This window comes from Winogradskyella sp. J14-2 (genome assembly GCF_001971725.1).
In the GTDB taxonomy this organism is placed as follows: Bacteria; Bacteroidota; Bacteroidia; order Flavobacteriales; family Flavobacteriaceae; genus Winogradskyella.
Genome location: NZ_CP019388.1, coordinates 2,016,412 through 2,041,500, shown reverse-complemented (window position 1 = coordinate 2,041,500; position 25,089 = coordinate 2,016,412). Strand labels below are relative to the sequence as shown.

25 protein-coding genes are annotated in these 25,089 nt (G+C 34.5%); 2 read left to right on the top strand and 23 right to left on the bottom strand.

Annotated elements, in window-relative coordinates; genetic code table 11:
- Positions 1-2: 2 nt before the first annotated feature.
- The 20 genes from BWZ20_RS09295 to BWZ20_RS09200 form a co-directional block, all read right to left on the bottom strand.
- Positions 3-1,322, bottom strand: a complete 1,320-nt coding sequence (locus tag BWZ20_RS09295) for a hypothetical protein (protein ID WP_076619317.1) — start codon at positions 1,320-1,322, stop codon at positions 3-5.
- A gap of 1 nt (position 1,323) precedes the next feature.
- Positions 1,324-2,370, bottom strand: a complete 1,047-nt coding sequence (pseI, locus tag BWZ20_RS09290) for a pseudaminic acid synthase (protein ID WP_076619315.1) — start codon at positions 2,368-2,370, stop codon at positions 1,324-1,326.
- Positions 2,354-3,235 (bottom strand): methionyl-tRNA formyltransferase, encoded by an 882-nt coding sequence (locus tag BWZ20_RS09285; protein WP_076619313.1) that lies wholly within the window; start codon positions 3,233-3,235, stop codon positions 2,354-2,356. Before BWZ20_RS09285 ends, pseI begins: the two co-directional genes overlap by 17 nt.
- Positions 3,229-4,242 (bottom strand): UDP-2,4-diacetamido-2,4,6-trideoxy-beta-L-altropyranose hydrolase, encoded by a 1,014-nt coding sequence (pseG, locus tag BWZ20_RS09280; protein WP_076619311.1) that lies wholly within the window; start codon positions 4,240-4,242, stop codon positions 3,229-3,231. The genes BWZ20_RS09285 and pseG overlap by 7 nt, the downstream gene beginning before the upstream one ends.
- Positions 4,220-4,924 (bottom strand): pseudaminic acid cytidylyltransferase, encoded by a 705-nt coding sequence (gene pseF, locus BWZ20_RS09275; protein ID WP_076619309.1) that lies wholly within the window; start codon positions 4,922-4,924, stop codon positions 4,220-4,222. The genes pseG and pseF overlap by 23 nt, the downstream gene beginning before the upstream one ends.
- The gene (pseC, locus tag BWZ20_RS09270; protein WP_198034947.1) at positions 4,917-6,068 is read right to left on the bottom strand and encodes a UDP-4-amino-4,6-dideoxy-N-acetyl-beta-L-altrosamine transaminase; all 1,152 of its coding nucleotides are present in this window, start codon (positions 6,066-6,068) and stop codon (positions 4,917-4,919) included. The genes pseF and pseC overlap by 8 nt, the downstream gene beginning before the upstream one ends.
- Complete coding sequence (gene pseB, locus BWZ20_RS09265) at positions 6,068-7,087, bottom strand: UDP-N-acetylglucosamine 4,6-dehydratase (inverting) (protein ID WP_076619305.1); 1,020 nt, start codon at positions 7,085-7,087, stop codon at positions 6,068-6,070. The genes pseC and pseB overlap by 1 nt, the downstream gene beginning before the upstream one ends.
- Before the next feature lie 44 nt (positions 7,088-7,131).
- A complete protein-coding gene (gene cysN, locus BWZ20_RS09260) occupies positions 7,132-8,385 on the bottom strand; it encodes a sulfate adenylyltransferase subunit CysN (RefSeq protein WP_076619303.1) in 1,254 nt (417 codons plus the stop codon).
- 66 nt (positions 8,386-8,451) lie between these two features.
- Positions 8,452-9,357 carry a sulfate adenylyltransferase subunit CysD gene (cysD, locus tag BWZ20_RS09255; RefSeq protein WP_076619301.1) on the bottom strand — a complete coding sequence of 302 codons (906 nt, stop codon included), beginning with the start codon at positions 9,355-9,357 and terminating at the stop codon, positions 8,452-8,454.
- The gene (gene cysC / locus BWZ20_RS09250; RefSeq protein ID WP_076619299.1) at positions 9,350-9,952 is read right to left on the bottom strand and encodes an adenylyl-sulfate kinase; all 603 of its coding nucleotides are present in this window, start codon (positions 9,950-9,952) and stop codon (positions 9,350-9,352) included. The genes cysD and cysC overlap by 8 nt, the downstream gene beginning before the upstream one ends.
- Before the next feature lie 8 nt (positions 9,953-9,960).
- Entirely contained in the window at positions 9,961-10,383 is a 423-nt protein-coding gene (locus BWZ20_RS09245) for a DUF2061 domain-containing protein (protein ID WP_076619297.1), read from the bottom strand.
- Complete coding sequence (gene cysQ / locus BWZ20_RS09240) at positions 10,384-11,178, bottom strand: 3'(2'),5'-bisphosphate nucleotidase CysQ (RefSeq protein WP_076619295.1); 795 nt, start codon at positions 11,176-11,178, stop codon at positions 10,384-10,386.
- Positions 11,171-12,028: a dTDP-4-dehydrorhamnose reductase gene (rfbD, locus tag BWZ20_RS09235; RefSeq protein ID WP_076619293.1), complete on the bottom strand. Its 858-nt coding sequence runs from the start codon at positions 12,026-12,028 to the stop codon at positions 11,171-11,173. Before rfbD ends, cysQ begins: the two co-directional genes overlap by 8 nt.
- Entirely contained in the window at positions 12,025-12,570 is a 546-nt protein-coding gene (rfbC, locus tag BWZ20_RS09230) for a dTDP-4-dehydrorhamnose 3,5-epimerase (protein WP_076619291.1), read from the bottom strand. The genes rfbD and rfbC overlap by 4 nt, the downstream gene beginning before the upstream one ends.
- The gene (gene rfbA, locus BWZ20_RS09225; RefSeq protein WP_076619290.1) at positions 12,567-13,436 is read right to left on the bottom strand and encodes a glucose-1-phosphate thymidylyltransferase RfbA; all 870 of its coding nucleotides are present in this window, start codon (positions 13,434-13,436) and stop codon (positions 12,567-12,569) included. The genes rfbC and rfbA overlap by 4 nt, the downstream gene beginning before the upstream one ends.
- Positions 13,433-14,455 (bottom strand): dTDP-glucose 4,6-dehydratase, encoded by a 1,023-nt coding sequence (gene rfbB, locus BWZ20_RS09220; RefSeq protein ID WP_076619288.1) that lies wholly within the window; start codon positions 14,453-14,455, stop codon positions 13,433-13,435. Before rfbB ends, rfbA begins: the two co-directional genes overlap by 4 nt.
- Positions 14,448-15,500 carry a hypothetical protein gene (locus BWZ20_RS09215; protein WP_076619286.1) on the bottom strand — a complete coding sequence of 351 codons (1,053 nt, stop codon included), beginning with the start codon at positions 15,498-15,500 and terminating at the stop codon, positions 14,448-14,450. Before BWZ20_RS09215 ends, rfbB begins: the two co-directional genes overlap by 8 nt.
- 3 nt (positions 15,501-15,503) lie before the next feature.
- Positions 15,504-17,195: a DUF6909 family protein gene (locus BWZ20_RS09210; protein ID WP_076619284.1), complete on the bottom strand. Its 1,692-nt coding sequence runs from the start codon at positions 17,193-17,195 to the stop codon at positions 15,504-15,506.
- Positions 17,196-17,222: 27 nt separating this feature from the next.
- Positions 17,223-18,725 (bottom strand): GH3 auxin-responsive promoter family protein, encoded by a 1,503-nt coding sequence (locus tag BWZ20_RS09205; RefSeq protein WP_076619283.1) that lies wholly within the window; start codon positions 18,723-18,725, stop codon positions 17,223-17,225.
- The gene (locus tag BWZ20_RS09200) at positions 18,725-19,594 is read right to left on the bottom strand and encodes a M23 family metallopeptidase (protein ID WP_076619282.1); all 870 of its coding nucleotides are present in this window, start codon (positions 19,592-19,594) and stop codon (positions 18,725-18,727) included. The genes BWZ20_RS09205 and BWZ20_RS09200 overlap by 1 nt, the downstream gene beginning before the upstream one ends.
- 113 nt (positions 19,595-19,707) lie before the next feature.
- On the opposite strand from BWZ20_RS09200, the gene tatA reads away from it, so the two are divergent.
- Positions 19,708-19,893, top strand: coding sequence for a twin-arginine translocase TatA/TatE family subunit (tatA, locus tag BWZ20_RS09195; RefSeq protein ID WP_076619281.1), 186 nt, complete (start codon positions 19,708-19,710; stop codon positions 19,891-19,893).
- Positions 19,894-19,947: 54 nt separating this feature from the next.
- On the opposite strand, the gene BWZ20_RS09190 is transcribed toward tatA, so the two are convergent.
- From BWZ20_RS09190 to BWZ20_RS09180, 3 genes are all read right to left on the bottom strand, one after another.
- On the bottom strand, positions 19,948-20,931 hold the full coding sequence (locus BWZ20_RS09190) for a DUF4837 family protein (protein WP_076619280.1): 984 nt from the start codon (positions 20,929-20,931) through the stop codon (positions 19,948-19,950).
- 24 nt (positions 20,932-20,955) lie between these two features.
- Entirely contained in the window at positions 20,956-22,503 is a 1,548-nt protein-coding gene (locus BWZ20_RS09185) for a LysM peptidoglycan-binding domain-containing protein (protein WP_076619279.1), read from the bottom strand.
- A gap of 96 nt (positions 22,504-22,599) precedes the next feature.
- The gene (locus tag BWZ20_RS09180; protein WP_076619278.1) at positions 22,600-23,787 is read right to left on the bottom strand and encodes a phosphoglycerate kinase; all 1,188 of its coding nucleotides are present in this window, start codon (positions 23,785-23,787) and stop codon (positions 22,600-22,602) included.
- Between the two features lie 144 nt (positions 23,788-23,931).
- On the opposite strand from BWZ20_RS09180, the gene BWZ20_RS09175 reads away from it, so the two are divergent.
- Positions 23,932-25,089, top strand: a complete 1,158-nt coding sequence (locus BWZ20_RS09175) for an ATP-binding protein (RefSeq protein WP_076619277.1) — start codon at positions 23,932-23,934, stop codon at positions 25,087-25,089.

Sequence of the window (25,089 nt, the reverse complement as noted above, 5' to 3'; positions counted from 1 at the left end):
TCCTAGTTACATTTATAATCATTCAACAATGTACTAAACGCGACAAACATATCATTAATATTCTCTTCGCTTACACAGCCTACATCACTTAACGGATCTGAAACAATACCTTTAAAGCTCGTTTGGTTTAATAGATTAATATACGCTATTTTTTCTTCATCAGAGATTTTTGGAAAGGTATCTTCTGAAACTATTTTTATAATATGAGGCAACTCCGATTTAATATCGGTTACAAACTTACAGTTATTGGCTTTGGTATTAATGGTGTTTACCAATGAGACCACAGGTGTATTAGATAAAACACACTCTATGGCTATGGTGCCTGTTACCGTAATTACTAAATCCATTACTGGTAAGACGTCGTCCATTTTGGTAGAATGGTGTAATGCCTTAATGTTGTTTGTCTGTTCAACAAAATGTATTAAATCTTTCCCTAATTCGTATTTGGATTTTGGATTTGGCTTTACATAGAGCTGCGCGTTTGAAGGCAGAGCAAGACTTAGGTCTTTTATGAGTTTGAGCTGATTTCTGTAAGGCCTTCCCCAAACATCAATATTTGCCTCAGGTTGCATTTGTAACGGATAAAGTAGTTTTATGGTGCTTGAACTTTCAATACTTGTTAAAGCGTTTTTATCCCATCTTATGATGTTTTTCTTTTTGTTTTTTTCTAGTTTATATTTTGTGATTGGGTTAGGGGTATTATAGATTTCGCCTTTATAATACGTTAGCGTTTTTTTTATCTTATCCTTAAGCAAGGTGGTTTTTGAAGTTGTAACCGGTACCATATAATTGGGCGCCGTTTCTCTGTTAACAATTTGGTTGACTATACCCAATGCTTCATTGGTTTCTAAAACTTCACCACTACCAGAAAAAGGCTCTAATGTATCATATTTATAAAACGAGAACCGACCAACAGGATACCTACATGTTGATGGGTTTAAATAAAGAATATTACGTTTTTTACAGTTTTCTATGGTAAGTAGTTCATGAAAGGCCGTAGACTCTCCAAATACCAAATCGGGCTGTATTGCATTGAGTAGCTCATTTATCTTCTTGTCATAATAATAAAAATATGAGGTGTCTTTTTGGTTGAAGTGGTTGATCTGCCTATCGCTTATGATAACCTTCTCAACATGTTCTGCTTTTTCATAGTCAAATCTACCTTTAGGATAGTCTATAAAATACGTATTGGATGATTCTGAAGGGGAAAACTCCCTGTTTTGAATAATCCAGTATATATCGTGTCCTTCAGACTTAAGTCTATGCGCTATTGGCTCAAAAAAATAGGTTTTATACCTGTTTTCGATAAAGAGTAATTTCATTCTATAAGCCTTCAATCATACTAAGCGAAAGTGGTTCGCCACGGTTTACATTACATGTAAACTGTTTTCCGAGGATTTTATTGTAATACTTTGGGTGAAGACCATAACCCGGTCTAATAGATCTTATATTTTCTGAGCTAATAACGTCTCCCTTTTTTACATCGTTAACAACAAATAAGGACCGTGCAAACTTTCTGTTTTTTCTTACCTTTTCAGAAATCTCATAAGAAACTTCGCCTAATAATTTTTCTGTATCTCTTACTTTTTTAACCATATCGGTAAATTCGTTAACATCTAAAGAAAAATCTGCATCTGGACCTCCTATTTTTTTGTCTAAAATAAAATGCTTCTCAATCACTTTAGCTCCCAAGGTTACTGCAATTGTTGGTGCTAAAGAACCATATGTGTGGTCACTAAATCCTACCTCAACATTAAATCGTTTTTTCAAATCAGGAATAGTGTTTAGATTTGCCAACTCTAATGGAGCTGGATAGGACGAGGTGCATTTGAGTAGTGTAATGTCATTATTTCCAACTTTTCTGCAGGTATCTACAGCTAGTTGAATATCATCTTCTTCTGCTATCCCTGTTGATATCATTATAGGCTTCTTTTTTGATGCGGCGTATTCTATTAATGGAATATCTTGAATTTCAAAAGAAGCAATCTTGTAAGCTGGAACATTAAGTTCTTCTAGAAAATCAACTGCCGAAAAATCAAATGGAGAAGAGAAACATATTAATCCTTCCTGTTGGGCAACTTCAAAAAGTTTTTTGTGCCATTGCCAAGGTGTATAAGCTTCCCCATATAATTCGTGTAGTGTCTTTCCGTCCCATAATGTACCTCCTTCTATCTTAAAATAATCTTTATCAGAATCTATAGTTAAAGTATCTGGAGTGTAGGTTTGTAATTTAATAGCGTCTGCGCCAGTTTTCTTTGCTGCTTTAATCGTTTCTATTGCAACATCTAAATTTCCGTTATGGTTGGCTGATAATTCTGCAATAATAAAACAGGGATGATTTTTACCAATGCTCTTATTTCCTATTTTCATTTTCAAATTTGTTTCCTTTTTCAAAATTACAGTTTTCTGTTCGTATCGTCTCTAATATTATAAGGCCATCTTTTACGTTAACCAAAATCTTGGGTGTAGTTTGAACTATTTCTCCATTGTCCGCACTTTTTACTCTTTCTTGATTTAAGTAGATGACTTTGTCAATAATAATCTTTTTTCCGTCTAAAAAGGTAAACGCGCCAGGATAGGGATGGGATTGTGCTCTTACCCAATTTCTGATTCTTTCCTTATCCCAATCCCAATTTATTTCACCGTCGTATGGTGTTCGTTTACCAAAGTAAGTTGCGTTTTGTTCGTTTTGGGGATATAATTTAAGGGTTCCTAGTAAAATATCATTGAGCACTTTTTCTATCAAAGGAAAGTATAGTTTAGTGTACTTATTTAGAATGCTCGCGCCTGTATCATCATTTGTTATTGGCACCTCTATTTGATGTATGATTTTTCCTGTGTCACATCCCGAATCTATTTGGTGGGCCGTAATACCCGCTTTTGTTTCTCCGTTGATTATAGCCCACACGTGAGGAGTCCTTCCTCTATATTTTGGCAAGAGTGAGCCATGTATATTGAATGTAAGGATATTGGAGTGGTTTATAACATCAGATTCCAGCAAAAACAAGTAGTTTACAGAAATTATAACATCAATATCGTAGGTTTTTATGAAATGGTAGCCTTTTCCATTTCTTGGATTTCCTATAAAGCAAGGTATTCTTGATTGTTCTGCATAATCTATAATTCCTTTGGAATTACTATCAGTTAAAATACATTCTATTTTATACTTGATGTGCACTCTTTTTAGTGTGTCTAGACCGAGACCACCACTACATAATACCGCCAATTTTAGCATAAAGACTTAATTAAATTTACATGTCTCTCTTTTATCATTTTGTCAAATAATACTTTTTGATGTGATACATACAAGCTATAATCATTTTTTAAAAGTAAATTTTTTACAATACGATGAAAGTCTAACGCCTTAAATTTTGACATATCGCCACCTTCGTAGATAGATTTTTTATTTAAAAACCCCTTATAAATTAGTTCTTGGTTTTCAACATAAAAGCCACTCAAAACTGGCATTTTTATACAACATATTTCAAACAAAATAGTGCTTGCCGGTACAATTGCAAAGTTGCAGTTTTTCATAACTTTTATCAATTCGTTTTCAGAAAGATTCTTATACAAATCGATTTTTAATGGGTGAGTGTTTTTTAATTCTAAAATCTCATTGAATTTATAGGCTCCGCCCAAGACCACTGATATTTTTTTAATTCTATTTAATTGCAATAGGGCAGTTACCGCTTTGTATGTTAAATTAAACGGGTCGGCACCACCAAAGCAAACAAATGCCGAATCAATACTTTTAATGTTTCTTTCTAGCTTCGCTTCTTTTAAAAAACCTGGTCTAAGTAGTGCATATCTTGTTCCAAGTGCTAACTTGGTATAAGGTTCTTTTTTGTAGTGTTTTTCGGTTAGGTAAGGCGAATGGTTTATTACAAGGTCTGCAAAGATGTGTTCTGATGCCAAATCATCTATATACACAAGTGTATATCCTTTATCTTTTATTTTCTTTTGATATGTGCTATTGAATTGGTATCCGTCTACAATAGTTATATGATCGTTAGGATTATAGCTTTGAGAAAGCCAGGTGACTTCATCTTTAAAATCTATATGTTCTGGAATAAAATGAGTCTTGTAGCTTTTGGGGATAACACTAAAGGTAGAAGACGCTTTGGTAACAAATACAAAATCAAAGCTGTCTTTAAGGACTTCAACAAGACCAAATAGCCTATACAGATGCCCTAAACCTGTGCTTGCATCACCATCTGCCCTAAAAATTATTCTTTTTTTCATCAAGCATCAATTTGTATTTTATTTCTGCTAACTTCCAGTCGGTTTCAGTATCAATATCTTGAGCTTCCAATTGTGAAATGATGTATGAGCCTGTATTTTGAGTGAATAATTTTTTTTCAATTAAAAATTTATCCGACTTTACCCAGTAAAATTGTCCAGAATCATGGTATCTAGGTTCTAAATCTTGAGATCTTGTTTTTAAGTGTTCTTCCCAGACCATTTTAACTTTACCATCCTCTATTTTAAGTGATCTTTGAATAGGAAAAGAGTACTCCAGAATTGGAAATATGCTGTCAAATTTTTTATCCATAAAAATTCTATACGCTTCTTTTAGCTTTTCAGAATCTATAAAAGGGGCTGTTGGTAGAAGACAACAAATGTTTTTAAATTTTTTGTTATTAGATGCATATCTCTCGAGAACTTCACTAATAACATCTGCTAAAACCGCAAAATCATTTGCGTTTTCATGGCTTCTTATAAAAGGCACTTTTGCGCCATACTGAACAGCAATTTTAGCAATTTCCGAGTCGTCTGTAGAGACCATAACCTCTTCAAAGCAATTGCTTTTTAAGGCTGCTTCAATAGAATACGCAATAATGGGCTTTCCTAAAAAAGATTTGATATTCTTTTTTGGTATTCTTTTACTTCCTCCTCGTGCTGGTATGATGGCTAAGTTACTCATTAAGAAACCCTAATACTTTTTCAATAACAAAAGATTGTTCTTCATCGGTTAGGGTTGGGTACATGGGCAAACTAATACACTTTGAATAATACGCTTCTGAATTTCCTAGGTCAGCACCTTCGTATCCAATAGATTTGTAATACGGTAGTGTATGTACAGGGATATAATGTATTTGTGCGTATATACCTGCTTCTCTTAAATAATCGTAGAGTGCTTTTCTGTTTTCTACCTCAATAACAAATAAATGGTGGGCATTATAAGTTCCTTCTGGGAGACTTTGAAACTTGATTTTACCATAAAAGGCATTTTTATAATTTTGAGCTATTTCATTCCTTCTTCTAACACCTGCATTGTTTTTTTCTAACTGCGTAATACCCAATGCCGATTGAATATCTGTTAACCTATAGTTGTATCCAAGTTCTTGCATCTCGTAATACCAGCCACCATGATTTTCGCTCATATTATCCTTTGTAATACCATGTGTTCTAAGTCGAGATAGTCGGTCGTACAAATCTTTTGAATTAGTAGTCACCATACCTCCTTCACCACAAGCAATATGTTTTACGGGGTGAAACGAAAAAATCCCAATATCCGCATATTTGCCGTTACCGCACATTTGTTTTACACCTTTTGTATCTGAAAAATAACCTCCTGGCGCATGGCAGGCATCTTCAATAATCCATAAATCATGCTCAGTTGCCAATGCCTTAAATTGTTCTAAGTTTACGGGTAAGCCTGCAAAATCTACAGGTATAATGCCTTTAAAAAATCCTTTCGGCTTACTTTCTATGAGCTTCTTAGTGCTTTCTAAAGACAGCGTGTAGGTGTCAGAGTCTATGTCTGCAAACCAGACCTCACCACCACAATACCTCACACAGTTGGCAGATGCTGCAAATGTTATTGGTGTTGTTATAACTCGCTCACCAGGTTTTAATCCTAAAGCCATAACTGCGATGTGAAGCCCTGCTGTTGCGTTAGAAACAGCTACAGCATACTTGCTACCAATGTATTTAGCAAATTTTTCTTCAAATTCAATAACCTTAGGGCCTTGTGTTAAAAAATCTGCGGTTAATGTATCGATAACTGTATCGATATCGTTTTGATCAATATACTGACGTCCGTATGGTATGATAGGCTTATTCATTATACTTCAAAAGTTGGGTCTACGTGTTCTTTAATTAGAGCTCTTAAACTTTCTATAGTTTCCCAATCACTATTATCGCCAGAATTGTAACTGAAACCTTGTGGTACTTTTTTTGCATCAAAGGTTTCTATAAAGTCGTCTAAACTCCACTGATGGGTTGCTGGTAAAATGGTATAATATTTTCCTAAATCATAGGTATAAAACGAGTCAGAGGCTGTTATCATTTCTTCATGCACTTTCTCACCTGGTCTAATACCAATTACTGGCTTTTCGCAATGAGGTCCAATGGCCTCAGCAACATCCATGATTTTATAAGATGGTATTTTAGGGACAAATAATTCGCCTCCCCAAGCGTGTTCTAAGGCATGCATTACCATATCTACACCTCCTTGTAAAGAGATATTAAATCGCGTCATGTTTGGGTCTGTAATTGGCAACCTATTTTCTTCTTTTTTCTTATTAATAAAGAAAGGGATTACCGATCCGTTAGATCCCATAACGTTGCCATACCTTACAACCGAAAACTTAATTGGATTTTGCCCTTTAATGTTGTTTGCCGCAATGAATAACTTATCTGATGTAAGCTTGGTCGCGCCATACAAGTTTATGGGTGCACACGCTTTATCTGTTGACAAGGCTACGACCCGCTCTACATTAGTTTTAAAGCAGGCATCTACTACATTTTCTGCGCCATTAATGTTGGTTTTAATACACTCGTCTGGGTTATATTCTGCAATATGAACGTGCTTCATTGCTGCAGCGTGTATGACATAATCTATGTGCTGAAAAGCTCTCTCTAGTCGTTCTCTATCTCTAACATCGCCAATAAAAAACCTAATTTGAGGAAATTTGTCTGATGGATACTCTTGAGCCATCTGAAATTGTTTCTGTTCGTCTCGAGAAAATATAACTAATTTTTTTACTTCTGGGTGTTTGTTGAGTATATGGTTAGTAAGTGCTTTACCTAGTGACCCTGTCCCACCAGTTATTAAAATTGATTTATTCTTTAATGTAAACATATTATCTTTTTGGTATGTGTAAAAGTGTGATTTGTTATTATAAATTATACGATCATTCCTGCAGCAACCGTTTCATTAGTGGCATCATCTACTAGAATAATACTTCCAGTTGCCCTGTTCTCTCGGTAAGAATCAATCATTAAGGGTTTTGTAGTGCGTATTTTAACTTTGGCTATATCATTCATCGCTAAATCACTATCTTCACTCTTACGCTCTAAAGTATTAATGTCGTATTTATATACCACCTCTTTTATCATGGCCTTTTGATCATTAGACGTATGTTTAATGGTGTATTTTGCCCTTGGTTTTGCTGGACTGTTATTTAACCAACATAACATCACTTCAATATCCTGAGAAGGTTCTGGCTTGTTGTTAGAACGTACTATCATATCTCCTCGACTAATGTCTATATCGTCCTCTAAAGTAATAGAAACTGACATTGGTGCATAGGCTTCGTCCAACTCTTTATCGAAGAGGTTGATACTTTTTACTTTTGATGTAAAACCTGATGGCATTACAGTAACCTCATCACCCTTTCTTAGAATTCCACTAGCTACACGACCTGCATAACCTCTATAATCAATGAACCCGTCGCGTTGTGGCCTTATTACCGTTTGTACAGGAAAGCGTGCATCTACTTTATTAATATCACTACTAATATGCATCGTTTCTAAAGTGTGTAGCATCGGTGCGCCTTGGTACCAAGGCATGTTTTCTGACTTATTTACAACATTGTCTCCTAATAGTGCCGACATTGGTATAAATCGAACATCCTTAACAAGCATTTTTGAAGAAATCTCTTCAAATTCTGATACAATATTATTAAAGACCTCTTCGGAGAAATCAACCAAATCCATTTTATTTACACAAACAATAATGTGCGGTATTTGCAATAGTGATGCTATAAATGCATGGCGTTTTGTTTGCTCAATTACGCCATGGCGTGCATCAATTAGAATAGTCGCTACATTAGCTGTTGATGCTCCAGTAACCATGTTGCGCGTATATTGTATATGCCCTGGTGTATCTGCAATTATAAATTTACGCTTTGGCGTTGTAAAATATCTGTATGCGACATCAATGGTGATACCCTGCTCTCTTTCGTCTCTTAAACCATCTGTAAATAGTGCTAAATCTACGCCGTCATGACCTTTTTTCTTACTTGTATTCTCAATTGCTTCTAGTTGGTCTTCGAAAATAGATTTAGAATCGTATAGCAAACGCCCTATTAATGTACTTTTTCCATCATCTACACTTCCTGCGGTTGTAAAACGTAATAGTTGATTGTTGTCTAACATATTATTTTTTGTATGAAATGCTAAAATGACTTCAGCATAACTGTTAATTTTTTAATTTGATTTTGACTAAAAGTACCCTTGACGCTTACGGTCTTCCATAGCAGATTCTGATCGCTTATCGTCGCTTCTGTTTCCTCGCTCTGTATTGCGCATACCAGCAACTTCAGCAGCAATTTTCTCTAATGTATCTGCGTCAGATTCTACACCACCTGTTATAGTTATATCGCCTAGCGTTCTAAAGCGTATTTTTTTTGTCACTACTTCTTCATGGTCTTCTAATACTAAAAATTCAGAATTTGGAATCCATGAGTCTTGTCTCCAAACTACCTCACGTTGATGTGCAAAGTATAATGATGGAATAGCGATATTCTCGCGTTTAATGTAGTTCCATACGTCCATTTCTGTCCAGTTACTTATTGGGAATGCTCTAAAGTGTTCGCCTTCAAAGTGCTTTCCGTTGAATATATTCCACAATTCTGGTCGTTGGTTTTTAGGATCCCATTGTCCAAAATCATCTCTATGAGAAAAGAAGCGCTCTTTGGCTCTTGCTTTTTCTTCGTCACGACGCCCACCGCCAATAGCACAATCTATCTTATTAGTTTCGATAGCATCGAGAAGTGTGGTAATTTGAAGTGCGTTTCGTGTAGCGTTCTTTCCTTTTTCTTCTGCAACGCGCCCTTCGTCAATAGATTCTTGTACAGAACCTACGATTAGTTGTGCTCCTAATTCTTTAATTATATTATCTCTAAAAGCAATAGTTTCTGGAAAGTTATGCCCTGTATCTACATGCATTAAGGGAAATGGGATTTTCGCTGGATAAAATGCTTTTTTGGCTAAATGTGTTACCAAAATAGAATCTTTTCCTCCAGAGAATAATATTACCGGATTTTCAAATTGTGCCCATACTTCACGTAAAACAAAAATAGCTTCACTCTCTAACTCGTCTAGATAATTTAAATAGTACTTACTCATCGTTGAGTTTTAATTTTGGTGTTATATATTCTGCGATTCGTTGAGCTGCTGACTCTACCGATTCGTTTTCTGTTCTTATTTCAATATCAGGATTTTCTGGTGCTTCATAAGGTGCTGAAATTCCTGTCATATTTTTTATTTCGCCAGCGCGTGCTTTTTTATAAAGTCCTTTTACGTCTCGTCTTTCGCACTCTTCTACGCTGGTATTCACAAATATTTCAACAAAGTTAACATCTTTAACGATACTTCTAATGTTCTCTCGGTCTTTTTTGTAGGGTGACACAAAAGCTGCAAGTATCACTAAACCAGCATCTATCATTAAATTAGCCACCTCTGCAATTCTACGGATATTTTCAGTTCTATCTTCTGGAGAAAAGGTTAAATCACCATTAATTCCTTTCCTCATGTTGTCACCGTCTAAGGTATATGTTTTTATGCCTTCTTTAAATAGTTTTTGTTCTACAACATTGGCTATAGTTGATTTACCCGAACCTGAAAGACCCGTAAACCATAACAAAAACGAATTATGGCCGTTTCTCTCTCTTCTATCTCTTACTGAGATCTGATAATTGTGAGGTGTTATATTGTCTTTCATTATAAGCTTTATTTTCTTTTTGTTATACCAAAGTTAATTTTATACCAAGCGCGTTCGTGAATATAGTAAAGCACCATTTTTGTGATTACTTCTGCAAACCCTATTTGCATGGCTGCTAAGGGGTTTCCTGATATTATCCACGCCAAAGTCATGGTGTCTAATGTGCCTATAAAACGCCAAGTAAATGTTTTTGCTATGTGCCGTTTTCTACTTTCTAGTAATATTCCATCTTTTGAGAGGTTTATTTTATACCATACGCGCTCATGTAGATAGTATAAAACTGATTTTGTTGTAATTTCTGCTAAGCCTATTTTTAAACCTGCTAAAGGGTCTCCTGTAACTAACCATGATAAAAGTATGGTGTCTAGTGTACCTACCAGTCTCCAAGTAATGGTTTTGGCTATATGTCTCTTATATGATACGTCTGCCATTTACTTACTAACTAAAAAATAGCTGTTTAATAGGTTTTCTTTGTTATAGATTAGTGGTTGGTTGGTTTCTTTGGAGATTACCTTTATACCTACTGCATTACATATGGCTTGACCTGCTGCAGTGTCCCATTCCATAGTTGGTGCATAACGTGGATATACGTCGGCATTACCTTCTGCGACCAAACAGAATTTTAATGAGCTTCCCTTTGATACAATTTCTACCTCTTTACCTTCATTTCTTAAATCCTCAACAAAGTTTAAAGTATCTTCGTTCATGTGTGAGCGACTTCCAACAACCTCAACTTTGTTAGAACTGTTATTCTTTGGTTGTAGTGGTTTTGCTAGTTTTAAAATAGTTTCCACTGTAACATTATGAGAATCTAAATTTGCTTTAAACGCCTTATTGCTCTCTACATTGGCAAAATAGATAGTTTTTACTGCTGGCACATAAATAACGCCTAAAACCGGTTTTCCATCATTTACCAAAGCTATATTTACAGTAAACTCACCGTTTCTTTTTATAAATTCTTTAGTCCCATCTACAGGATCAACTACCCAACATGTTTTCCAAGTCTTTCTAACATTGTAGTCCGTTTGTTTGTTTTCTTCTGAAATAATAGGGATCTCTGTTGGAATTAGGAATGAATTTATAACATCATTGGCTTTCTTGTCTGCCTCTGTTAACGGTGATTTATCATCTTTTATTTCTACATCAAAAGCGGTGTCATACACTTGCATTATTACTTTTCCTGCTTCTAGTGATGCTTTGATAGCTATTTGTAGTAGTTTATTCATTTTGTATATTTTGCATTGCGGTTATTAGACTGTCTCTCCAATATGGGACGTTTTGCCTAAGTGCTGTTTCTATTTTTGTTTTATCTAAAACACTAAAGCGAGGGCGCTTTGCTGGTGTTGGAAATTGAGCCGTAGATATATTGTTTAGTTGTATATTAGTTTTATGAATCTCAAAAATAGCTTTAGCAAAATCGTACCAACTCGCAACTCCATTGTTGCTGTAGTGATATATTCCATAGTTAGAAATATCCTTTTCTATAAAGAGCAATATTGCTTTAGCTAAATCTTTAGCGTAAGTAGGCGTACCGATTTGGTCACCAACAACTCCTAGTTGAGTTTTATCTTTAGAAAGACGAAGCATCGTTTTCAAAAAGTTAGCACCATGTTCTGAGTACAACCACGAGGTTCTTAAAATAAAATATTCTTTTAAAGCTTTTGAAACCTCTTGTTCCCCTTTTAATTTAGTGTCTCCATAAACACTAAGAGGGTTTGTTGGGTCAGATTCTTTATATGGTTTATTTTGTTCACCATCAAAAACAAAATCCGTCGAAACATGTATTAACTTAACATTATACGCTTTACATGCTTCTGCTAAGTTTTTCACCCCAGAAACATTAACATTAAAAGCGCTGTTGTAATCAGACTCTGCTTTATCAACGGCTGTGTAAGCAGCACAATTTATACACCAATCTATTTTTTGCTGTTCAAAAAAACTTTCAACCTCTTTGTTATTTGTTATATCGAGATCCGAAGAACTTACGTATTTAATATCAAATTTATTGTCGTCAACATCTTTGATACATGTTCCTAACTGCCCATTGCTTCCTGTAACCAATATTCTTGGTGTCATTTAAAGTACGCTTCTAAGGTTGGTAAAATAATATCTTTTTCTGAAAGTTGCGCTTCTTCAGGTTTAATTTTCCAATCGATGTTTAAAGACTGATCGTTGTATATAATCCCTGCTTCAGCATTTTTATTGTAAAAATTATCACATTTATATGAAAAGATGGCTGTGTCGCTCAATACAGAAAACCCGTGTGCAAATCCTCTTGGAACAAACAACTGTTTTTTGTTATCTTCTGTTAGCTCAACGGCTATATGTTGGCCAAAAGTTGGTGAATCTTTTCTTATATCTACAGCAACATCTAAAGCTGAGCCCTTAATGACTCTAACAAGCTTTGCTTGGGCAAACTCACCTTCTTGAAAATGCAAACCTCTTATGACTCCTCTAGATGACAAAGATTCATTGTCTTGCACAAAGTTAACGGGTTTACCAATTAAGTTATTGAAGGTTTGCTGATTAAAACTTTCAAAAAAATAACCCCTATCATCTTGAAATACTTGAGGCTCAATAATAAAACAACCTTTTAGATTTGTTTTGGTGGCTATCATTTTTTGTTTTTTATTAAATCTAAAAGGTTTTTACCATAACCACTTTTCATTAACGGCTTTGCTAAGGCCCTAAACTTCTCTTCTGATATATATCCCATTTCATAGGCTGCCGCTTCAATAGAGCCAATCTTAAGGCCCTGTCTATTCTCTATCACCTCTACAAACTGTGATGCCTGCATCAATGAATCAAAAGTACCTGTATCTAACCAAGCGGTGCCTCTATCTAAGATACTAACACTGAGTTTGTTTCTTCTAAGATATTCTTTGTTTACATCTGTGATTTCTAGTTCGCCTCGATGGCTTGGCTTTATGCTTTTTGCGATATCCACAACATCATTATCATAGAAATAAATACCTGGAACCGCAAAGTTAGATTTTGGTTTTTTAGGTTTTTCTTCTATAGATATGGCTTGTCCTTTTTCATCAAAATCTACAACACCGTAACGTTCAGGATCGTACACTCTGTACGCGTAAATAATACCACCATCTGGATTATTGTTTCTCTGTAAAAGATCTGACAATCCAGTACCATAAAAAATGTTATCTCCTAAAATTAATGCAACTTTATCTTCTCCAATAAACTCTTCTCCGATTATAAAAGCCTCCGCCAGACCATTGGGTGATTCCTGTACTGCAAATTCAAATTCACAGCCATACTTCTTTCCATCTCCTAGTAAATCCTTAAAAAGAGGTAGGTCCTTGGGTGTTGATATAATTAAAATTTCATTAATACCTGAGTACATTAACGTAGACAAAGGATAATAAATCATTGGCTTATCATATACAGGCATTAATTGCTTACTTACTGATAAGGTTAAAGGATGTAATCTCGTGCCCGACCCACCAGCTAGTATAATTCCTTTCATGGTTTATCGTATTTATTTAAGTACCATTTTATGGTTTTTAGAATACCTGTTTCAAAATTTTCATTTGCTTTCCAGCCTAATTCGTTCTCAATTTTAGTTGCGTTTATTGCATATCTAAAGTCATGTCCTGGCCTATCCTTTACAAATGTAATTTGATCAGAGTATTTTGAGTTTTTAGGCCTTACCTCGTCTAATATTTCACATATTTTATGAGCTATATAAAGATTGTCTCTTTCATTTCTACCTCCTATGTTATAGGTTTCGCCCGCTTTTCCTTTGTTAAAAGCCAAATATATACCTTCACAATGATCTTTAACATAAAGCCAATCTCTAATATTTTTACCATCGCCATAAATTGGTATGTCTTCTCCGTTGACAGCTTTTCTAATAATAGTTGGTATTAACTTTTCATCGTGTTGTTTGGGTCCATAGTTATTACTGCAATTGGTAGTTACTACATTTAAACCATAGGTATGAAAATAACTTCTTACTATAAAGTCTGATGATGCTTTTGAGGCACTATAAGGACTGTTTGGTGCGTAGGGTGTGTCTTCTGTAAACAACCCTTTTTTGCCTAGTGCGCCATATACTTCGTCGGTTGAGATGTGTAAAAACCTATTGTTTTTGCATCCTTTTTTTGCAAGAAATGGTTTTTGCATCCAGTATCGTTTTGCAATATTTAATAGATTAAAAGTACCATATATATTGGTTTTAATAAAGGCATCTGGGTTTAGTATTGAATTATCAACGTGTGACTCTGCTGCAAAATGAATTACACCTGTAAATTTATGTTCTTCGAAAAGGCTCTCAACCAATTTTTCGTTACAGATATCCCCTTTTACAAATTGGTAATTTTTACTATCTGCAATTGGTTCTAAATTAGAAAGCTCACCCGCATAGGTAAGCTTGTCTAAATTTATGATGTTAATTTCTTTGTTGTTTTTTAGTGTGTGGATTATAAAGTTAGAACCTATAAAGCCAGCGCCACCAGTAACAAGCAAGGATTTTTTATTATTCATACTCCTTAATAAATTTAAAAAACTTTAAAGAAAAATACCCTAATAGCATTACTAAAAAGGCTAAGATTGGAAATATTACTGAGTATTTTTGATAAAATAAAGTATGCCTTGTACCTACTTCTTCAAAGCTTGATAAAATATCATAATAGTCACTTTCTTCTATTAATTGCTCATCGATCTCTCTTATTTTGTTTCTAATAAGTAGTTCTTCTTGGAATAGCTCATACTCATTTGTGGTAGTTTTTTGCTGCATAAATGGTAAAAACCCTTTTGCTCCAATAACCACCTCACCTTTTTCAGATTCGCTTTTCTTTATTGATAGATATATCTTTTGTAGACTATCTGTTTTTTGTAATTCTTTAAGATAAGTTTCTTTGTTAATGATTAATGCAGAGTCTCTAATTCGTTTTAATTTTTTAGAATACTCATTTTCAAAGGTTTTAATAAACCCTTTTTCTAAATTAGAGAATATATCTTTTTTTGATGCGTATGCCTGAATAGAAAATACGGTTCCTGAGAGTATGTCTCTATTATCAATAAACTGCTCGTAAGTAACCTCTGCTGCTAATGTGCTATCTATAGATTTTATGTAGTCGTCGTATTCTTTTAATAGGTCGTTCTGGGTTTCTGGACCTATAGTCAGTTCAAAACCAATTAACTCCTTGGCTACCGTAGTGTCAATTTCAAAAATATTTGATAGTTGTAAATAGTTTTGAGAACTTATTAAGGCATTAAAATAATTGATATTATTATCTAATTGGTATTTAGATTCAAAATAGGGCTTGACCAACATATCTGATTTAAATACTGCTTTACTATACTTCTCTACCAAAAAACCAACTATAGCAGCTAACATTAGTACAATTGCCAATAGTTTAAAATTGTTTACAATTGGCTTTAAGGAGTAGATAATAAAAGTAAAAAGGCCTTTGAATATTTTTCCTATAAACGCAAAAAGCTTTTCGAAGAGCTTACCAATAGCATTAAACAACTGCCCTAAATCAACTTCTTCATTAGTAGAATCTTGAGGTAATTTATCGCTCATATTTTAAGAATTAAATATTTGTTCTAGTATTTTTTTTGTAATTACATATGTTGGTTTAACTCCTGAGGTCCCTAGGCCTCCAGAAGCTAGAGTACTGCCTGTCTCTAATGGGTTATCACTCGCATAATAAGCATACCTTACTTTTACGTCTTCATTGATGTTGCCTCTTACCTTGGATGCTGCTTGAATTGCTTTCTGATAATGAGCACCTTCCATTTCTAACCCTATAACATTCCATGTAGATTTTTTAAAAAACTTTAAGATTTCCTTGTTCTGCAAGGATGTACCCAAAACTGTTATCATTGTGCCTTCATAAACATCGACTCCGCAATCTAATAAATCGTTTTTACTTAATTCGTTTTTAAAAGGGTAATTATCTGCTGTTCCCTCAAAAATATGGGCAGAAGGTATCATAATATCTCCCTTACCTCCTTCTAAAATCCCTGCTTTACCCATTATAGAGATAGACTTTACGTCTAAATGTACTTTTTCGCCATTAACTTTTATGGGCTTTAAAAGTTCATCTAAGGTTTCATAGGCTTGTTCTCCAAAAGCATAATCCATAACAAAAATGACAGCTTTGTTATCTTTTTCTGTTTCAGAATATTCAAAATCTGTCTTAGCAAAATTTATGTTGTCTGTGTCAAAAATCTGCACATCGATATTTGTCCCAGATGTGTCCTTAATATATATCATTCCGTTTTGCAACGCAGATTTCTCTACTTTATTGCGCATTATAGAACTTTTAGGGTTGCTCAATATTTCATATACTTCAAAAATGTTCTTTTTTACTTCAGCGCCCTTAAGTGTTCCTTTAGCAAATAAGGAGTTCATTACACTATGCATATTTGCGCTTATAATATGAATGGGTCTTTGTAGCAACCCTTTTTTATGAAGTACAGACTTGATGTTATCTGACCATTCTTCGCCATGGATATGGTGTCCTAATCGTTCTCTTAATACAGGACTAAAGGTTATGGTTCTCTTATGGCCTTTTACTATTTCTTCAATAGCTAATTTTCCAAGCCAATAAACAATATGTAATAATCGCTCTGGCTGAATATCTGTAGCAAATTTTGGATAGGCTTCTGTTAACTCATTAAATGTGCGGCCTAAGATATTTGCAGTATGCGTAATGGCAATTTCACGCTCTATTTGGGTTAATTTTTTGGTTGACGTAACGGCTTGTTCTAACTTTTGCCAGTCTCTTACGGTAGATCCTTCTTCATCAATAAGTACGCGCTTGCTTATTTTATGAGACTCTACAAATAAAAACGTTAGATGCGTTAAAATGTCATAAATCTCTGAGCGTCCTCGAGTAATTTCAATATTCATTTGCTCATCATCTATACGGTAGCAGTTACGTCTTCGTTTGGGTGGAATAATAGGTTTAAAATGTGAGTTTGCGTAGCCTTCGTCGCTGGTTAAATTAATAAACGTACATTCTTCGATGCCTTGCGGTAGGCGGTCTACAACGTAAAGTAACCCATCGAGCTCTGCTTTTTCATCTGCAATAGAGCCATAGATTTCTGGTCTTAATAATAATAACGCTTCTCGCAAGGTTTCGCCAGAAACTCCCATTGGTTTATAAAACCCACGATTAAATAAATGACGCATAGTAATGTACATGCGCTCTATTGCATTAGAACTTTCTTGTGCTCTTGTTCTTTCGTGTTTTTTTTTAGTTGTGCCCATGTGTTATATTAACCCGCAAATATAGTTTTATTTAGTTAATTGAAGTTGGTATATGGCATCCGCTATTTTTCTGTCATTGGCTAGTCTCGGAATTTTATTCTGACCGCCTAATTTGCCTATGGATTTCATGTACTTTTGAAATCCATCTTTTTTAATTTTGGTTATTACCAATGGTCTTAAAACCTTACCTTCAATTAAATCAAAATAATAGCTATTTTGTTTTTGAAGCGAACTTTCTAAATCTCGTATAAGCTTTGATTCGTCCTCTGGTTCCGTTTCAAACTCAATAAACCATTCGTGATATGGTAATCCTTCCGAAGGATTTATCTGAGGTGCCACAGTAAACTCATTAACAGTTATGTTTGTGTTTGCTATTGCCTCTTTGAGGGCTTGCTCTACTTCCTTACCTATAACATGTTCTCCAAATGCAGATATAAAATGTTTAATTCTACCACTTACAATAACCCTGTAAGGCTTTAAGGAAGAAAACTGCACGGTATCGCCAATATTGTAGGCCCAAAGTCCTGCTGTAGTAGAAATGAGCATAACGTAATTTACTCCTAGTTCTACATCTTTAATGGTGATACGCTTAGGATTTTTATCAAAAAACTCATCTGCTTTTATAAACTCGTAAAAGATACCAGAGTTTAATTGTAAAAGCATTCCTTTTTGATTTTGCTTATCTTGAAATGCAAAAAATCCTTCACTAGCAGGATATAATTCGATGCTATCCACTTTGCGACCTATTAAATTTTCAAATTTTGCTCTGTATGGTTCGTAATTGACTCCTCCGAAAATAAACAAATTGAAATTTTTTAATATTTCGCCGACCTTTTGTCCTTTGTTTTCAATTAATTTCTCAAAATACATTTGTACCCAAGATGGTATTCCAGATATGACAGTCATATCTTCATTTACAGTCTCTTCTACAATAGCGTTTACTTTAGTTTCCCAATCTTCTATACAATTGGTTTTTAAACTAGGCATTCTATTTTTTTGAAGGTATTTGGGCACGTAATGCGCAACAATACCTGAGAGTCTGCCTAATTTGATGCCATTTTTTTCTTCTAGAATTGGGCTGCCTTGAAGAAAAATCATTTTACCATCTACAAATTTTGCATTGCCTGTTTCTTGTATATACATTAAGATTGCATTTCTTGCTGCTTCAATATGAGTTGGCATACTAGCCCTTGTTATAGGAATATACTTAGCTCCAGAGGTCGTTCCGGATGTTTTAGCAAAATAAATTGGCTTGCCTTTCCAAAGTATGTTTTTTTCACCTGCTACAGTGCGTTCTATATAAGGTCTAAGCGCTTCATAATCTCTTACCGGAACTTGATTCTTAAAATCTTCGTAAGATTGAATCGTATTAAACTTGTGGTCTTTTCCGAAAACGGTGTTTCTAGCTTCTTTAATAAGCTTTTGAAACACCTTTTCTTGAGTTTCTACAGGTTGAGAGGCCCATTTATTAATGCGTTTTGCGATGTATTTTGCAAACGGTTTTGATAGTGCTGCCTTAATCGATGCCATTACTGAAAATCGATAAAATTAGTTGGATTTACGGGATATCCTTTGCTCCATAATTCAAAATGAAGGTGTGGTCCAGTGCTAAGCTCGCCAGTATTACCAGACATGGCAATAACCTCTCCTGCTTTTACCAAATCACCCTGAGATTTAGTGATTGCTCCATTATGTTTATATACAGAAATTAACTCTTGGTTATGCTCTATAATAACAACATAGCCAGTTTCTACCGTCCACTCTGCAAATATTACAGTTCCATCTGCTGTGGCTTTTACAGGCGTGTTGTTTGCAACAACAACATCCACCGCATAATGCTTATCTTCTATATTGTAACCTTCTGAAATGGTGCCGTTTACAGGTGGAAATAAAACAAAGTTGTTTTGATTTGATGTATCATCAAAAAGGTTGTATTTATCTTCTTTTTCTACCTTGTCTCTTAGTAAAGAATCTTGTCTATTTGTTGTTATTTGAAGAATTTCAGGGTCATTTTTAGCGGCTTCGATAACAGAGTCTCTATTAAAATCTACAGTAGATACATCTCCTGTAAGTACCTTTCGGATAGATGCATAATAACGTTTGTTAAGTTCTAACTCTTGTACTAAGGAATCTGTTTTATAGTTAAGCATTGAGGCTTCTTTTTTAAGTTTTGCCGAAGAATAACCAGGGATATATTCTCTTAACGGTGTAAATGCTATTAAAAGTATTGTGAAAAATATGAGAAAAATAGCAGAAAACGATGTTAAAACAAATACGTTAAGACGTGTTAATTTTATCGCAAAACGCTCTTCAAAAGTATCCTCGTTAAGTATTACAAGGCGATACTTATGAAGCAATTTTTTTGTAAACTTCTTTTCTTTTTTTTTCTTTTTTACCATTAAAACAAAATTAAATAAAATAGTGAAACTGTGTTGGCAATAGTTATTAAAGTTGAGAATACAACGTTGTAATTAAAGTTTAATTACTAACTTTGCGATCTAAATTTGAAGTTATGATTTTTAGTAGTATATTTTTGGGTGCAATTGGTCCAGGCTCTTGGGTGTTAATTGCTTTGGCTGTCTTGTTATTGTTTGGCGGTAAAAAAATTCCTGAATTAATGAGAGGTTTAGGAAGCGGTATTAAGGAGTTTAAGGATGCGAGTAAAGACGAAACTCAAGATAAGGAAGAAAACAATTAATTGTTTTTATTAAATAAAAATAAAAAGCCAACTTTAAAAAGTTGGCTTTTTTTGTTACTTAATCTTAATTGATTTTATAATCGATTCTAGCTCAAAGACATACTCAGCTTTTTGCAAGGATGGCGCATAAACGTAGCCATCTGCAATAAGATAACGCTTGTTTACTTTATCTTCTATAGCGTAAGTAATAAATGGTCCAGCCATTGTAAAGCCTCTCATTTCCCAAATGCCTCTTATCTCATAAGCAGGTTTATTATCTATTATGGCATTAAACATTCCTGGAGCGTAAGCGTCATCTATAGCCATATAAATACCGTCTTCACCAGGTATTTTTGTTTTTGTAATATGGTCTCTCATTTTTACAATGTCTACAACTGTACTATCACTTTTAGAGATAGTTTCTAAAGGCACTTCATAAAACATTAGCTCTATGGTCTTGGAGTTACTAAGGTTTTTTCTAATCCAAAAGAAATCATCATCCGCTTTAGCTATTCTGTATGCAGATGGAATATTAACAGTAAAACCTAACTTATTTTCTATACCGCTAACATCTAATAGATCTAACTTAATTCGTCTTTGCTTCTCTTTAACCTCTTCTTTATTAAAAGCGTCTATTATTTTTTCTTTAGCTTCAGTAAGTTGGTAAATGATTTCTTGATTTGTTTTTCCACCAACAATTGCTACGGTTTGTGGTTTTGCAAAAGCTTCATTTGCTATTTTGGTTGTAGGTTTTATAGCCTCACCTTTTTCAATCTTAAGAATAATTCTGCTTCTTGTAGCAAATCCGTCAAATACTTGCGGTGGTATTTGGCGAAGTTTAAACATGGGCTCGTCTACTGGTAGTCCATAAATAGAAGCCGCAAAGGTTTTTCTAATGGTTTCTCCTATGCTACCTTCCCACAAATCGTTATCTATAACCACCGAAATGCTATTTAAATTTCCGTTAGACTCTGGTAAGTATCTTTTTTTATCGTCTTGCTTTTTTTCTCCACAAGCCGTTAGCAATAAGCATAATACAAGTGCATAAAGCGTTCTCATAATTTATATTTTTTTGTTGGTTTATTACTCGGACACAATAAGTGTCATTCCTATTTTGAGTTTATTACCACTAATATCGTTCCAATCTTTAAGATTTTGAATAGAAACTCCAGAAAATTTTTGCGCTATACTCCAAAGTGAGTCACCAGATTTCACTTTATAGGTTTTTTTACCACTTGTACTTACTGATGTTTTTGGTTTAGTGGTTTGAGCTGTTACTACAGGTTTTCTTGGGTAGATCGTTAAACGTTGTCCTATTTTTAGATTGTTGCTACGCAATCCGTTCCATCGTTTTATTTGGCTAACTCTTACACCATAGCGTCTTGCGATTTTGCCTAAATAATCTCCGCTTTTTACACGATAGCGCACCTTAGTATCTGCATTAAAGAGTTGCGGTAAGGGTTTTTCGCGTTTATCAAATTCTGCTTTTGCAAACGCATAAATTGTATCCTCGTTTGTGGTAAAAATTCCTATCGCCTCTCTTGGTAAACGCAGCACATAGGTTTTTCCTTCAATTTTAGGGATAATATCTAATTTGTACGAAGGATTTAAAAACTGAAGTTCTTCAATATTTACACCCGTAGTTTCTGCAACCTGATCTAAAGTTATCATCTGTTTTACATGGATGGTATCGGTTTGTATTAACTGAAAAGGTGGCCGTTCTGGCTTAAAACCATGTTCTTCAGCATACTCGAAAATATACATAGTTGCTAAAAATGCTGGTACGTAACCTGCAGTTTCTCGAGGTAGGTTGGGTCTAATATTCCAATAATTCTTGTAACCACCAGAGCGTCGTATTGCTTTATTTACATTACCAGGCCCAGAGTTGTAAGCTGCTAGTGCTAAATCCCAATCACCAAAAACTTTATACAAACGCGATAAATATTTTGCTGCTGCTGTTGTAGAACGTATTGGATCGCTGCGTTCATCTACATAACTGCTTACGTCTAAATTGTACTCTTTTCCTGTACCAAACATAAATTGCCACAAACCTGTGGCTCCTACTCTAGATCTTGCCCTTGGCTTTAATGCAGATTCTACAATTGATAAATACTTCATCTCTAATGGAATATTGTAATTATCAAATTCTGCTTCAAACATCGGAAAATAAAAATGACTCAATCCCATTAGGCGTTCCAAAGACGTTCTTCTATGTTTTAAATAGCGTTTTATAACATTTTCTAGAGACGGATTATACTCTACATTAAATGGTGTTCTCGCATTGAGACGTTTTAATCTAGCCTTTAGAGTGTCTGTTGATAATTCTGGGTAGTCAACAGGCTCATAAGTAAGCTCTGTGATTGATTTATAAATTGTATCGTAAAGAGCATCACTATATAATTCTTCAAGCCATTTTTGATCTAATTCTGCAGCTTCAGGATGGTCCTTAAGGTTTTTGATGTTTAAAGTATCTGGTTCTGCTGGAATAATTTTTCCGCTATTAAGTGATTTTCCATCAATTATAGAATCTCCTGTTTTATGTATTGGAATAATTGTATCTCTCTTTGTTTGCGAAAACCCAATGGTCAGCAAACAAAGAACGAAGGTGAAAATATTGTATTTGTAATGCATATATTTAAAAAAAGACCTACTATACGTAACGTCAGTAGGTCTAAAAATAGTATTTTTTGTGCGTTTTACTCTCTAAATTAAGTTTCAATAAAACGGTTATTCTAAAATTGCAGCAATACCAGGAAGTGTTTTGCCTTCAAGACTTTCTAACATGGCTCCTCCTCCTGTGCTCACGTAGCTCACTTTATTTTCGAAACCGAACTGTTTTACTGCCGCAACAGAATCACCACCACCAACTAGTGAAAATGCTCCGTTTTTTGTAGAGTTTGCTATAGAATCGCCTAAAGCTATAGTACCTTTAGCAAAAGATTCCATTTCAAAAACACCGAGAGGTCCATTCCAAAGTATAGTTTTACTTTCGCTGACAACCGTATCAAAAATTTTAAGAGATTCTGGTCCTGCATCCAAACCTTGCCAGCCATCTGGTATTTGTCTTACGTCGCAAATCTGCGTATTTGCATCATTACTAAAAGCATCCGCAGCAACAACATCTACAGGTAAATGAATTTTAACTCCTTTTGCTTCGGCTTGTTTTAGGATATCTAAGGCTAACTCCATTTTGTCGTCTTCGCAAATTGAATCACCTATTTTACCTCCTAGAGCTTTAATGAATGTAAATGTCATTCCACCACCAATAATAAGGTGATCTACCTTATCTAAAATATTCTCGATAACCGTAATTTTTGAAGACACCTTTGCTCCACCAAGTACTGCTAATACAGGTTTTTCACCATCTTCTAACACTTTTTTAATACTTTCTATTTCTTTTGCTAATAGGTGACCAAAGCACTTAGATTCTGGAAAAAATTGTGCTACTATTGTTGTAGATGCATGGGCTCTGTGTGCTGTACCAAAAGCATCATTTACGTAAATATCACCTAGCTTAGATAACTGCTCTGCAAAATTTTTATCCCCTTTAGTTTCTTCTTCATGAAAACGTAAATTTTCAAGCAGCAGAATTTCACCAGATTGTAACGCATTTGCTTTTTCTTCTGCTTCCGCACCAACACAATTTGATGCAAACTTTACTTCTACACCGAGTATGTCTGATACCTTGAATCTAATGTGTTTTAAAGAAAACTGATCTTGGGCTCCTTTGGGTCTTCCTAAATGGGACATTAAAATACAACTTCCGCCATCTTCTAAAATTTTAATAATTGTTGGTTTTGCAGAAACTATTCTTGTAGCATCAGTTACTTCAAAAGTGTCGTTTAACGGTACATTAAAATCTACTCTAATTAAAGCCTTTTTATCTTTGAAATTGAAATCGTTTAGTGTCTTCATTTACATAAAATTTGTATCACAAATATACACGCATATTGCTCAAAAGCCAACTGTAGAGTTTCAATAACAGGAGAAAATAACCAACTAGTAACATAGCGAGTACATATCTATTTTAAAACGATAAAATATTACTAGTTTTGCCATATGCAGTTTTCAAAGATTTTAGGACAAACACATATTAAAAATCATCTCACAAAAAGTGTAGATGACGGCAGAATTGCACATGCCCAGTTATTTGTTGGTCCTGAAGGCTCCGGAACTTTACCAATGGCCATAGCATATGCACAATATATCTTGTGTAATAATACCAATGGCGAAAATTTGGGAGGCAACGAATCTTGTAATCTTAAATTTGAAAATTTCTCTCATCCAGACCTACACTTTGCTTTTCCAGTAACAACAAGTGACAAAGTAAAAAGCAAACCTGTTTCTAAATTTTATCTAGAAGAATGGAGGCAACTCCTTGAAGAACAACCTTATGGAAATCTTTTTGATTGGTATAAATTATTAGGTGTAGACAATAAACAAGGCCAAATAGGTGTAGATGAAGCTTCTGAAATCGTAAAATCATTAACCTTAAAGTCTTACGAAGGTGGTTATAAGATAATGATTATCTGGATGGCAGAAAAAATTAATACTGCTGCCGCTAATAAGTTGCTAAAATTAATCGAAGAACCACCTGAGAAAACCATTTTTATTCTCATTGCTGAAGATGAAGAACAGATTATAAATACGATTAGGTCCCGTTGTCAAATTCTACATTTTCCGCCATTAACAGAGGCTATTATTTCTAATGCTTTAGTAGACAATTACCATATAGAAAAGTCGGTTGCTAGCAGGATTGCACACCAGGCAAACGGCAATTACAACAAGGCTTGCGATCTTGTTTATCAAGATAGCGAAGACATTCTATTTGAAAAATGGTTTGTCTTTTGGGTACGCTCTGCCTTTAAAGCTAAAGGCAATAAAAAAGCCATACATGACTTAATTTCGTGGTCTGAAGAAATTGCAAAAACCGGAAGAGAAACACAGAAAAAATTTTTAGCGTTTTGCCTCAACTATTTTAGACAAGCCTTGCTTCTTAATTACAACGCAAGTTCTCTTGTATATTTAGAGCCACGCGCAGAGAATTTTCAGTTAGAAAAATTTGCACCATTCGTGCATGATGGTAATATTTTAGACATTTCTAATGAATTACAAGATGCTATGTATCATATTGAGCGCAATGGTAGCTCTAAGATAATTCTTACAGATCTATCAATTAAGTTAACAAGGTTTTTACATAAAAAAAGCCAAGTATAA

Coding starts and splice junctions, on each gene's coding strand:
- BWZ20_RS09295 (WP_076619317.1), bottom strand. CDS start 1,322: ATGAAATTACTCTTTATCGAAAACAGGTATAAAACCTATTTTTTTGAG.
- pseI (WP_076619315.1), bottom strand. CDS start 2,370: ATGAAAATAGGAAATAAGAGCATTGGTAAAAATCATCCCTGTTTTATT.
- BWZ20_RS09285 (WP_076619313.1), bottom strand. CDS start 3,235: ATGCTAAAATTGGCGGTATTATGTAGTGGTGGTCTCGGTCTAGACACA.
- pseG (WP_076619311.1), bottom strand. CDS start 4,242: ATGAAAAAAAGAATAATTTTTAGGGCAGATGGTGATGCAAGCACAGGT.
- pseF (WP_076619309.1), bottom strand. CDS start 4,924: ATGAGTAACTTAGCCATCATACCAGCACGAGGAGGAAGTAAAAGAATA.
- pseC (WP_198034947.1), bottom strand. CDS start 6,068: ATGAATAAGCCTATCATACCATACGGACGTCAGTATATTGATCAAAAC.
- pseB (WP_076619305.1), bottom strand. CDS start 7,087: ATGTTTACATTAAAGAATAAATCAATTTTAATAACTGGTGGGACAGGG.
- cysN (WP_076619303.1), bottom strand. CDS start 8,385: ATGTTAGACAACAATCAACTATTACGTTTTACAACCGCAGGAAGTGTA.
- cysD (WP_076619301.1), bottom strand. CDS start 9,357: ATGAGTAAGTACTATTTAAATTATCTAGACGAGTTAGAGAGTGAAGCT.
- cysC (WP_076619299.1), bottom strand. CDS start 9,952: ATGAAAGACAATATAACACCTCACAATTATCAGATCTCAGTAAGAGAT.
- BWZ20_RS09245 (WP_076619297.1), bottom strand. CDS start 10,383: ATGGCAGACGTATCATATAAGAGACATATAGCCAAAACCATTACTTGG.
- cysQ (WP_076619295.1), bottom strand. CDS start 11,178: ATGAATAAACTACTACAAATAGCTATCAAAGCATCACTAGAAGCAGGA.
- rfbD (WP_076619293.1), bottom strand. CDS start 12,028: ATGACACCAAGAATATTGGTTACAGGAAGCAATGGGCAGTTAGGAACA.
- rfbC (WP_076619291.1), bottom strand. CDS start 12,570: ATGATAGCCACCAAAACAAATCTAAAAGGTTGTTTTATTATTGAGCCT.
- rfbA (WP_076619290.1), bottom strand. CDS start 13,436: ATGAAAGGAATTATACTAGCTGGTGGGTCGGGCACGAGATTACATCCT.
- rfbB (WP_076619288.1), bottom strand. CDS start 14,455: ATGAATAATAAAAAATCCTTGCTTGTTACTGGTGGCGCTGGCTTTATA.
- BWZ20_RS09215 (WP_076619286.1), bottom strand. CDS start 15,500: ATGAGCGATAAATTACCTCAAGATTCTACTAATGAAGAAGTTGATTTA.
- BWZ20_RS09210 (WP_076619284.1), bottom strand. CDS start 17,195: ATGGGCACAACTAAAAAAAAACACGAAAGAACAAGAGCACAAGAAAGT.
- BWZ20_RS09205 (WP_076619283.1), bottom strand. CDS start 18,725: ATGGCATCGATTAAGGCAGCACTATCAAAACCGTTTGCAAAATACATC.
- BWZ20_RS09200 (WP_076619282.1), bottom strand. CDS start 19,594: ATGGTAAAAAAGAAAAAAAAAGAAAAGAAGTTTACAAAAAAATTGCTT.
- tatA (WP_076619281.1), top strand. CDS start 19,708: ATGATTTTTAGTAGTATATTTTTGGGTGCAATTGGTCCAGGCTCTTGG.
- BWZ20_RS09190 (WP_076619280.1), bottom strand. CDS start 20,931: ATGAGAACGCTTTATGCACTTGTATTATGCTTATTGCTAACGGCTTGT.
- BWZ20_RS09185 (WP_076619279.1), bottom strand. CDS start 22,503: ATGCATTACAAATACAATATTTTCACCTTCGTTCTTTGTTTGCTGACC.
- BWZ20_RS09180 (WP_076619278.1), bottom strand. CDS start 23,787: ATGAAGACACTAAACGATTTCAATTTCAAAGATAAAAAGGCTTTAATT.
- BWZ20_RS09175 (WP_076619277.1), top strand. CDS start 23,932: ATGCAGTTTTCAAAGATTTTAGGACAAACACATATTAAAAATCATCTC.